The 9,768-nt window shown below is 60.0% G+C and carries 12 protein-coding genes; 5 read left to right on the forward strand and 7 right to left on the reverse strand.

What is annotated here, in order from left to right; translation table 11 throughout:
* Positions 1 to 9: 9 nt before the first annotated feature.
* The 3 genes from coxB to TSA66_RS03120 all read right to left on the reverse strand — a co-directional run bounded on the left by coxB (position 10) and on the right by TSA66_RS03120 (position 2,723).
* Positions 10 to 1,188, reverse strand: a complete 1,179-nt coding sequence (gene coxB / locus TSA66_RS03115) for a cytochrome c oxidase subunit II (protein ID WP_040038947.1) — start codon at positions 1,186 to 1,188, stop codon at positions 10 to 12.
* A 115-nt stretch (positions 1,189 to 1,303) separates the two neighbouring features.
* Positions 1,304 to 1,663 (reverse strand): DUF2244 domain-containing protein, encoded by a 360-nt coding sequence (locus TSA66_RS25980; RefSeq protein WP_084199234.1) that lies wholly within the window; start codon positions 1,661 to 1,663, stop codon positions 1,304 to 1,306.
* Positions 1,664 to 1,781: 118 nt separating this feature from the next.
* The gene (locus tag TSA66_RS03120) at positions 1,782 to 2,723 is read right to left on the reverse strand and encodes a methyltransferase domain-containing protein (RefSeq protein ID WP_408639499.1); all 942 of its coding nucleotides are present in this window, start codon (positions 2,721 to 2,723) and stop codon (positions 1,782 to 1,784) included.
* 61 nt (positions 2,724 to 2,784) lie between these two features.
* Here TSA66_RS03120 and TSA66_RS03125 point away from each other — a divergent pair, with 61 nt between their 5' ends.
* The 3 genes from TSA66_RS03125 to TSA66_RS03135 are packed head-to-tail and all read left to right on the forward strand — an operon-like array spanning position 2,785 to position 4,527.
* A complete protein-coding gene (locus tag TSA66_RS03125) occupies positions 2,785 to 3,522 on the forward strand; it encodes a ComF family protein (RefSeq protein ID WP_040038948.1) in 738 nt (245 codons plus the stop codon).
* Positions 3,523 to 3,537: 15 nt separating this feature from the next.
* Entirely contained in the window at positions 3,538 to 4,008 is a 471-nt protein-coding gene (gene trmL, locus TSA66_RS03130; protein WP_040038949.1) for a tRNA (uridine(34)/cytosine(34)/5-carboxymethylaminomethyluridine(34)-2'-O)-methyltransferase TrmL, read from the forward strand.
* 42 nt (positions 4,009 to 4,050) lie between these two features.
* A complete protein-coding gene (locus tag TSA66_RS03135) occupies positions 4,051 to 4,527 on the forward strand; it encodes a copper chaperone PCu(A)C (protein WP_040038950.1) in 477 nt (158 codons plus the stop codon).
* Between the two features lie 16 nt (positions 4,528 to 4,543).
* Here TSA66_RS03135 and TSA66_RS03140 read toward each other — a convergent pair whose 3' ends face one another.
* From TSA66_RS03140 to TSA66_RS03150, 3 genes are all read right to left on the reverse strand, one after another.
* Positions 4,544 to 5,551, reverse strand: coding sequence for an asparaginase (locus tag TSA66_RS03140; protein ID WP_040038951.1), 1,008 nt, complete (start codon positions 5,549 to 5,551; stop codon positions 4,544 to 4,546).
* Between the two features lie 8 nt (positions 5,552 to 5,559).
* Complete coding sequence (gene rfaE2, locus TSA66_RS03145) at positions 5,560 to 6,036, reverse strand: D-glycero-beta-D-manno-heptose 1-phosphate adenylyltransferase (protein WP_040038952.1); 477 nt, start codon at positions 6,034 to 6,036, stop codon at positions 5,560 to 5,562.
* Positions 6,037 to 6,162: 126 nt separating this feature from the next.
* Positions 6,163 to 7,017, reverse strand: coding sequence for a ferritin family protein (locus tag TSA66_RS03150; RefSeq protein ID WP_040038953.1), 855 nt, complete (start codon positions 7,015 to 7,017; stop codon positions 6,163 to 6,165).
* A 132-nt stretch (positions 7,018 to 7,149) separates the two neighbouring features.
* Here TSA66_RS03150 and TSA66_RS03155 point away from each other — a divergent pair, with 132 nt between their 5' ends.
* Positions 7,150 to 8,355: an MFS transporter gene (locus TSA66_RS03155; protein WP_040038954.1), complete on the forward strand. Its 1,206-nt coding sequence runs from the start codon at positions 7,150 to 7,152 to the stop codon at positions 8,353 to 8,355.
* A gap of 4 nt (positions 8,356 to 8,359) precedes the next feature.
* Here the strand turns inward: TSA66_RS03155 and TSA66_RS03160 are convergent, their stop codons facing one another.
* A complete protein-coding gene (locus tag TSA66_RS03160) occupies positions 8,360 to 9,400 on the reverse strand; it encodes an AraC family transcriptional regulator (protein WP_040038955.1) in 1,041 nt (346 codons plus the stop codon).
* A 31-nt stretch (positions 9,401 to 9,431) separates the two neighbouring features.
* Here TSA66_RS03160 and TSA66_RS27280 point away from each other — a divergent pair.
* Positions 9,432 to 9,768, forward strand: a 337-nt coding sequence (locus TSA66_RS27280) for an acyl-CoA dehydrogenase N-terminal domain-containing protein (protein WP_198358698.1), incomplete at its 3' end; no start/stop codon positions are given.

Below are 9,768 nucleotides of genomic sequence, written 5' to 3' on the forward strand. Positions count from 1 at the left end.
TAGAATCTATTACTTACGCGCAGCCAGCACTTCGGCCGGTTGAACAATATTTTCCTGGGCCTTGTTGGACCAGTTGTTGCGAGTGTAGGTAATTACGGCAGCAATTTCGGTATCGGACAAGGTTCCCTTCCAGGGCGGCATGGCAGACGGGAATTTTCCGGAATGACGGCCATTCAGAACCACGTTGATCTGCTCGGCCTTGGGGCCGTTGACGACTGGCGAGCCATCCAGCGCGGGGAACGCATTCGGAGCGCCTTTGCCGTTTGCCTGATGACAGGCGACGCAGTTGGCTGCGTAGACTTTTTCGCCGCGTTGCTTGAGCTCGTCGAGCGTCCATGTCTTGTTCGGATCGTCGGCCTTGGCCGCCATCTCCTTCTTCTTGGTGTCAACCCACTTCTTGTAATCTTCCTCGCTCACGACGTTGACCACGATGGGCATGAACGCATGTTCCTTGCCGCATAGCTCGACGCACTGACCGCGATAAGTACCGATTTTTTCGGCACGGAACCATGTGTCGCGCACGAAGCCAGGGATCGCATCCTGTTTGACGGCAAACGCCGGAATCGTCCAGGAGTGGATCACGTCATTGGCAGTCGTAACGATCCGCACCTTCTTGTTCACCGGCACGACAACTGGATTATCGACTTCGAGCAGATAGTTGTCGTTCTTGACCTTGGTCGCATCGACCACCTGCTCGCGCGGCGTCGCCAGCGCGGACAGGAAGGAAATGCCCTCGCCTTCGCCTTTCAGGTAATCATAGCCCCACTTCCATTGCATGCCCGTCACCTTGATGGTGAGGTCGGCATTCGAGGTATCTTTCATCGCTACCACGGTCTTCGTGGCCGGCAGCGCCATGCCGATTACGATCAGGAACGGCACGACCGTCCAGGCGATTTCGACAGCGGTGCTTTCGTGGAAGGTTGCCGGACGATGACCGACCGACTTGCGGTGCTTGAGGATCGAATAGAACATCACGCTGAACACTGCGACGAAGATCACCAGGCAGATGACCAGCATCATGTTGTGCAGGGAGTAGACGTCCTCGGCGATCCTCGTGACCGGCGGCTGGAAATTCAGTTGGCGCACGGCAGGCCCGCCCGGACTATCAACCACCGCCCATGACGGCAGACCCGCCGTCAGGAGCGCCGCACCGAACAGCAACGATTGAAGGCGCTTCGCAAGTTTCATAGTTTCCTCAAATGCCTGAAATTGGAATTTCTGTAATTTTCTTCAGGACGCCAGCGCGCTTTTCGACTCCCACCCCAACTCGCGCTGTTTCCATTCCTTCAAAAACCGTCCGACTTCAACCTCGATGCCGTTTGCTTCCAGCCCCGCTGGATTGGCGGACCGGTCGAGCGATGCAACGCGCGTGGCATGTGAATTGCCCTATTGCCCGACTCTCTACCTGCACCAACTCGACCAGCAGGTAGTTATCCATTGGCAAGATGCGCTTGCGGCCATTCGCATGACGGCCGAAATGAATCAATACGCACCCTACTGCCGAAATCTCAAGAATCGAAAACGCAAGCACATACCAAGCGCCGTGCAACGTAAAAAAGACAGCCACCGCCAGGGACAGAGTGCGCAACGCTGCACAAGCCAGCACCAGCTGGCGCGGCGGCATTAAACAGCTGCGCCTTATGCCCCATTCCCGCTTGGCCATGAGAAACCGCCTGAGCGTGGAAACCAACGAATGCAAGAACGGTAATAAGCTGAGGAAGTATAAGTCCGAATCGCGCTAGTTTTCAAGCACAAATATTTCTTAAAAAAAATGATCCAGATCATCTTTTTTGAGGATTGAAGCGAATTATTGCCTCGCCGCTAGAAGTTTTGGTTGGTGTAGGCCGGAATGCATGGCCGTAAATGATTTCGAAGGTCAATGGAATCTTTCCATCTGCATCACGGTTTTGCGCCAGGGCCTCGAACACGGACTCCCTGGCGCGACGACCAAGCAGACCGCGGCACCGGTTTCCCAGCGGATTGCCGCCCCACGCCCGGACATCGGCAATCAGCTTGTCAGCGGATGCATACGTGACGGTAACAGTCTCCATATCCATGACAGGCGTCGAAAAGCCGGTGTCAATTAGCATATCCCCAAAGTCGTGCATATCGACGAATGGCAGGACGTGCGGCATTTGATCAATCGCAGCAAATGCGCTGCGAACCTCCTTGAACGTATCTGGGCCGAAACAAGAAAACATCAACAACCCGTCGATGGTGAGCACACGCCGCCATTCGGCGAACACCCTGTCGGGCTGGGGATGCCAGTGCAACGCGAGATTGGACCAAAGCATGTCAATGGAATTCGGCTTGACCGGCAGATGGGAAAAATCGGCGCATAGCAAGGCGTTGCCGCCAGCGGGAACGCCCGCGCGGCCGGGCAGGAAGCGCGACAGCAGTCGATTCATCGAAGACTGTGCGGCAGCCTGCCGGGTGCGCACCTGCTGCAGCATCGACACTGAAGCATCCACCCCGAGCACTTGCGCATCGGGATACTGCTGTTGCAGGGCCAACAGATCCGCGCCCTCGCCGCAGCCGGCATCGAGTATCCGGCGCGGCTGGATTTTGACCAGCGCCAGCCGCTCGTGCATGCGCCTGGCGATCTCGCGCCGCAGAAAATCCGAGTCGGCAATCCGGCTGGGATCGGAAAACAGGGTGCGCACGCGGCGGCTATCGATGGGTGCGCTCAGGCTGGGGCGGGATGATGAAGAGTCGGACACGATGATCTCATGTGGGGAATGCGATAATGAGGGCAGTTTACACGCATGAAGATAGACTTGCCCCATGCTTTCCCGCCTGTGTCATTGGTCGCAAGAAGTACTGGCGCGCCTGCCATCGGCGCTGCCGTCATGCTGCGCGCTGTGCGGCGCCGTCGCCACCGACACGGTGTGCTGCGGCTGCGCGGCACAATATTTCGGCCGGCGCAGGCACCGTTGCATCCGGTGCGCGCATGCGCTTTCCGATGTGACTGCCCAGGCATGCGGCGACTGTATTCGGCAGGCGCCGGCCTTCGACGCGACGATTGCCGCCACCGACTACGCGCCGCCGGCCGATCAGCTCGCGCTGGCATTGAAATTCGGGAGCAGGCTTGAACTTGCGCCGGTCATGGCCCGCCTGCTGCGCGACGCGGTCCTGCAGGTACAGGAGCGCCCGCTGCCGACCCTGTTGACGGCGGTGCCGCTGGGCTCGGGGCGACTGGTCGAGCGCGGCTTCAATCAGGCGCTGGAGATCGCCCATCCGCTGTCGCGCCTGCTCGACATCCGGCTTGATGCGCGGCTTGCGGTGCGCCAGCGCGAAACCGGCGCCCAGGCGTTGCTGCATCCCGACGCGCGCCACAAAAACATGCGCCACGCCTTTATCGTGCCGCCTGCTGCAATCGACCGGGTGCGCGGCGCGCATGTCGGGGTCGTGGACGATGTGATGACGACCGGATCGACACTGAACGAACTGGCGGCAACACTCAAGCGCTTTGGCGCGGCGCGTGTAACCAATTTCGTGTTTGCCCGCACATTACCGAATTGAATTGAGGAGCGCATCTTGTTTCATGTCGTACTGGTAGCACCGGAAATTCCACCCAACACCGGCAATGTGATCCGCCTGTGCGCGAATACCGGCGCGCATTTGCATTTGGTCGAACCGCTCGGCTTTCCCCTGGACGACGCCAAGATGCGGCGTGCCGGGCTCGATTATCACGAGTACGCAACCATGAAAGTGCATCGCAACTGGGCGGCGTTCATGGCGAGCGAAGCGCCCGATCCGGCGCGCATGTTTGCCTTGACGACGCGCGGCTCGGCGCCGTTTGCCTCGGCCGCTTTCCGGCCGGGCGACGTGTTTGTGTTCGGCTCGGAGACCAAAGGCCTCGACCCGGCGCTGCGCGAATCGTTTCCCGAATCGCAGCGCATCCGGCTGCCGATGCGGCCGGACAACCGCAGCCTGAACTTGTCGAACACGGTCGCTGTTGTCGTCTATGAAGCATGGCGGCAGAACGGTTTTGACGGCGGCGCTTGAACAAAGACGAATCTACTTTTCCCTCACCACCGAGAACTCATCATGCATCTACGATCCGCCTTCGCACTTGTACTCGCATTGACCGCCTGCTCGGCTCTTGCGGCCGATTACCACGTGGAAGATTTGCATATTGCCTCTCCGTATGCGCGCCCGACCGTTGCCAACCAGCCGACGAGTGCAGCCTACCTGACCATCGAAAACCGTGGAGCCGGCGCAGACAAGCTGATCGCAGCCAGCTCCCCCGTCGCGAAGTCGGTCGAGATTCATACCATGTCCATGGAGGGCAACGTCATGAAGATGCGCGAAGTGCCGAACATTGCACTCCCGCCGGCAGCCAAGATCACGATGCAGCCGGGGAACGGCTACCACCTGATGCTGTTCGGCCTGCGCCAGCCGCTCAAGGCGGGCGAGACCTTTCCAATGACACTGACCTTCGAGAAAGCGGGAAAAACCGACGTGACGGTCACGGTCGGGAACATGGGAATGGCGAAAGAAGGCGGCATGCCGCACATGCGCTAAGCCGCATCGCAACGGCTCAGGCTTGGACGAGCCTGACCGTTGCGCGAATGTCGCCCGTTGCCAGCCCGCGCAGGTTACGCAGCAGCGGCTGCATCCAGGGCGCCAGCGGTGCGGATGCGCCCGCATCCATCAAGCCCAGTTGCTGCAATATCGCAATGGCAGCGGGATAAAGCGCGCGCGCATTGCCGTCTGCCACTTTTATCGCAATCCCCAATCCCGCCGAGCGGATGCCGATAGCTTGCACGCCTTCGGCGCCGCCTTTCGCCACCCAGTCCCCCGGCGCCGCCTGCATGAAGGCAAGATCGGCACGGCCGCTACCCGACACCAACTCCGGATGACTGGTCATCGCATCGAACAGTTGTCCGAGCTCGTTGCCGTATTCCGGCGCGCTGCCGCCCTGCGCCAGGCGCGCATAGCCGAGCGCCAGGCGCGACAACGGCATCGCGTAATTCGGTGCGGAACAGCCGTCGATGCCTGGCATCAGGTCGGACTCGGGCAAGGCCACGATCCGTGCCACGTCTTGCCTGATCGCCTGCTGCAAAGGATGCTGGGCGTCGATGTAAGTATCGAGCGGCAATCCGTGCTGTACGCAATAGGCAAGAAAGCCGGCGTGTTTGCCACTGCAATTGTTGTGCAGCTGACTGAAGCACTCCTCGGCCGCAGGACGCTGGTCCGCCGTTGCATAATGGATCGGTACGTGGCAGCCGCAACGCAGATGATGTTCGTCGCAGCCTGCCTTGGCGAGCATCGCCTGCACGAGATCGACATGCATCGGTTCCCCGGAGTGGCTGGCGCACATGAGCGCAAGCTCGCGGCTGCCAAACCCGAAATGCGCTGCCCCGCCATCGCGCATGAACGGCAGCGCCTGGAACGGCTTGAGTGTCGAGCGGGTGAAGGTCGGAAAATCCGGATCGCCCGCGTGGTACAGCAGCTCGCCGCGGCTATTGACGACCGCGACGGCGCCTGCATGCAGCGACTCGACTCGCCCGCCGCGGGTCACTTCCGCCAATGGCGCAAGGTTCATAAATGGCTCTACGCGTTTCTGACTTTCGACAACAGCTTGGTGGTCGAGCGGTCGTGTTCGAAGTCGATCGCGATCGCGCGGCCGCCATAGCCGATCACCGCCTTGCCTTCGGGTATGGCAGCCATATCGTAATCGCCGCCCTTGACGTAGACATCGGGCCGCGCCTCCCGCACCACTTCCAGCGCGGTGTCTTCGTCGAATGGCACGACCAGGCTGACCGACTCCAGCGCAGCCAGGATCGCCATGCGGTCCTGGCACGTGTTGATGGGGCGGTCGTCACCCTTGCCGAGCCGCTTGACCGAGGCATCGGTATTGACTGCGACAACAAGCGACGCGCCTTGTTCACGCGCCTGCGCCAGATACGTGACATGGCCGCGATGAAGGATGTCGAACACGCCGTTGGTCAACACCACCGGCTGGGGCAATCGGGCAACGCGCTCTTTAAGGTCGGCGCGGGAACACAGCTTGGTTTCGAAATCTGGCATGAATAAAACAAAGTTTCAGTAGAGGCCGGCTTGAGACGCAAGTTAAGCAGCTTGCGCTGCGGCCGAAGCTAAAAAAAAGCCGCAAGCGGATGTGCTTGCGGCCGTTAGCTTAACATTGCGCCGGGATCAGGCGGCGGCGGGACCGCTCTGCGCCAGACGTCCAGTGATTTCCTTGCGATAGCGGTTCAGATCCTGCACCGATTCAAAGGTGCGCTCGAACAGCAGCGACATATTGTGCAGGATGCGGTCGACCACCTTCTTTTCCCATTCGCCGTCGAACTTGATCTGGCCATCGAGCCAGCGCTCGAGCCAGTTCGGGTCCGGCAGGCGGCTTTGCACCGTATCGTTCGGGAACAGGGCCTGATTCACGTGCAGGTTGGTCGGGTGCAAGGGCTTCTCGGTGCGGCGCGCCGACGCCATCAGCACGCCGATCTTGGCGAAGGCAGCGCGCGCGGCGTCACCCGCCTCGCCCAACGCTTTCTTCATGTAGCGCAGGTAGGCGCCGCCATGGCGTGCTTCGTCCTGGCTGATGATCTTGTAGATCTGCTTGATGACCGGCTCGGTATGCCATTCGGATGCGCAGCGATACCAGTGGTTCAGGCGGATCTCGCCGCAGAAATGCAGCATCAGCGTTTCCAGCGGCGGCGCCGGGTCGAACTCGAAACGCACGTTGTGCAGCTCCTCTTCGGTCGGCACCAGGTCCGGACGGAAGCGGCGCAAGTACTCCATCAATACCAGCGAATGCTTTTGCTCTTCGAAAAACCAGACCGACATGAACGCAGAAAAATCGCTGTCGCCGCGATTGTCGCGTAAGAACATCTCGGTCGCGGGCAACGCCGACCATTCGGTGATGGCATTCATCCTAATGGTTTGCGCCTGCTCATCGGACAATTTGGATGCATCGAACTTGTCCCATGGGATATCCTTTTCCATATTCCAGCGGACTTGTTCGAGCGACTTGAATAGTTCTGGGTACAGCATCTCGCACCTTCAATGTTGAGTTAAGTGTTTGATTCTACCAAGAAAAGCACAAAACCCGGTTTTGATTAATCACAAACTGACAATTTTGTCCTTGACTTGCATTAGGAAACTCAAAACACACTTGGACGGATTATGCCGAAAATAAACAACGCCAAATCAGCCAGAATCCCACGCACCGTGTGGGTACTGGGTTTCGTCAGCATGCTGATGGACGTTTCTTCGGAAATAATCCATAGCCTGCTGCCAGTATTTATGACCGTTGCTTTAGGCGCGAGTGCCACCACGGTCGGCATCATCGAAGGCATCGCCGAAGCAACGGCGCTGATCGTGAAGGTATTTTCCGGCGTCATGAGCGACTATGTCGGCAAGCGCAAATCGCTCACCCTGATCGGTTACGGCATGGGCGCGCTGTCCAAGCCGCTGTTTGCACTTGCAAGCGGCACCGGCTGGGTGCTGTCTGCGCGCTTCATCGACCGCATCGGCAAGGGCATGCGTGGCGCGCCGCGTGACGCACTGATTGCCGACGTCACCGACCCGGCGGTGCGCGGCGCGGCCTTCGGACTGCGGCAATCGCTCGATACCGTCGGCGCCTTCGTCGGGCCGCTGCTGGCGGTGGGGCTGATGCTGTTGTGGGCCGACGACTTTCGCGCGGTGTTCTGGGTGGCCGTGATTCCCGGCTTGCTGGCGGTGGCGCTGCTGGCGCTCGGCGTGCGCGAACCCGAGCGAAAACGTTCTCTGGAAAAACCGGCATTCCCGATCTCCCGCCGCGCGCTCGGGTTGCTGCCGCGCACTTACTGGTGGGTGGTCGGCGCGGGCGCGCTATTGACGCTGGCGCGCTTTTCGGAAGCCTTCCTGGTCCTGCGCGCGCAGCAGGGCGGCCTGTCGATTGCGCTGGTGCCGCTGGTGATGGTGCTGATGAATATCGTGTATGCGCTGGGCGCCTACCCGTTCGGCATCCTGGCCGACAAGATACGGCACAAGACCCTGCTCATGCTCGGCATCGCGCCCTTGATCGTGGCCGACCTGCTGTTGGCCTACGACCGGTCGTTGGGGTGGATCGCGGCGGGCGTGATTTTCTGGGGCGTGCACATGGCGGCCACCCAAGGCCTGCTGGCAGCGATGGTGGCCGACACCGCGCCAGCCGAATTGCGCGGCACCGCCTTCGGCTTGTTCAATCTGGCCAGCGGCATGGCGATGTTGGTGGCCAGCGTGGTGGCCGGATTGCTGTGGGACCGGTTCGGCGCGGCGACGACTTTTCAGGCCGGCGCCGCATTCGCAGCGGCTGCGCTGGTGTTACTGCTGTTTCGCGGCGCGGCGGATCAGACAGCCGCACATTGATTATTTACCTCACAACCTCGGCTGCCAGCACCTTCCCGTTTTTGCTGGGACGGCTGCGATATTCTCCCGGCGACATATCGAACCAGCGCTTGCAAGCCCTAAAAAAGTTGCTCTGATCGGCAAAGCCAAGCAGGTAGGCAATCTGCGCCAGCGTGAGATTCGCTTGTCCCAGATAGTCGCGAGCCAGTTCCCTGCGCGTGTCGTCGACCAGCTGATGAAATGATGTCTGCTCGTCGTGCAGGCGCCGCTGCAATGTGCGTTCGCTCATGCACAGCGCTTTCGCAATATCGCCCCGCAGCGGCTCGCCATCGGGAAGCAGTCGAACGATCAGTTCGCGCGCCTTGTAGCTGGTACGCGAATTTTCCAAGCGATGCAGGTGCTCGCCGGCGAAACGGTCATGCAGCTCCGCCAGTACCGGGTTCGAGGTCGGCAAGGGAGCGGTCAGATCTGCGAATGAAAAATGCAGTCGGTTCGTCGGCGCGTTGAAATGGCAAGGGCATTGAAAGGCCGCGTGATATGGCTGGAGATTGGCGGGTTCGGGCCGCGGCAAATCGACGGCCAGCGGATGCATGTCGCGCCCAGTCAGCCAGCGGCAGAAGTTCACGATGGTCAGCAGCACGAAATCGATGCGTGGCTGCGGCACCGGTCGCTCGCCGCCGTACAACTCCACCGTCATGCAGTAGCCCTGCTCTTCCTCATGAATGCGAATATCGGCTGCGTCGCTGACGATGCGCAAATAGCGCACCAGGCGCTCCAGGCCAGCCAGTAGGTTCGGGCAGGACATCATTACATAGGCCACCGCGTCGAAACTCGCGGGCTTTGCCACTCGCGGCATCGCCAGACCGATGTCCGGATTTCCGGAACGCTGCGCTGCAAGCTCCCATAGGGCGCTGATTTTTTCGGGTTCGAATCGCGCGTCGGATTGGCTGACCTCGTCAATGTCCAGCCCCGCTTCTTTGAATAAGGCGCGTGGGTCGAGGTCTACACCTTGCAACAAATCAACGATGCCCTTGACCCAAGCGGCGGAGATTGTCCTTCCAGTCATACCTGATTCATCCTTGCTGCATTGCGGGCAGATGATCCGCAACACCTTGTCTCTGTCGTTTTTGTCTCATGGGGCCAGCGATTTGGCCGTGCCGGCCACTCACAGCCGGGGAGGAAAAGCACACAATCTTTCATCAAAAATAAAAATCGGTGCCTGGCTTTACCCAAGCCAAGTTATACCCTGCACCCGGAATTTGTTCAACCGCAATTCAGCGTGCGGCCTCTGTTATCGCTTTTGCAAGCGCTCGCTTCGCGCTGTTCAATTCATTCGAGAGCATTTGATGAGCTATGTCGCCCCGTTGAAGGACATGCTGTTCGTAATCAACGAACTTGCAGGTCTGTCTGAAGTGAATGCATTGCCCGGCTGCG

Source organism: Noviherbaspirillum autotrophicum (assembly GCF_000818395.1).
Taxonomy (GTDB): domain Bacteria; phylum Pseudomonadota; class Gammaproteobacteria; order Burkholderiales; family Burkholderiaceae_D; genus Noviherbaspirillum; species Noviherbaspirillum autotrophicum.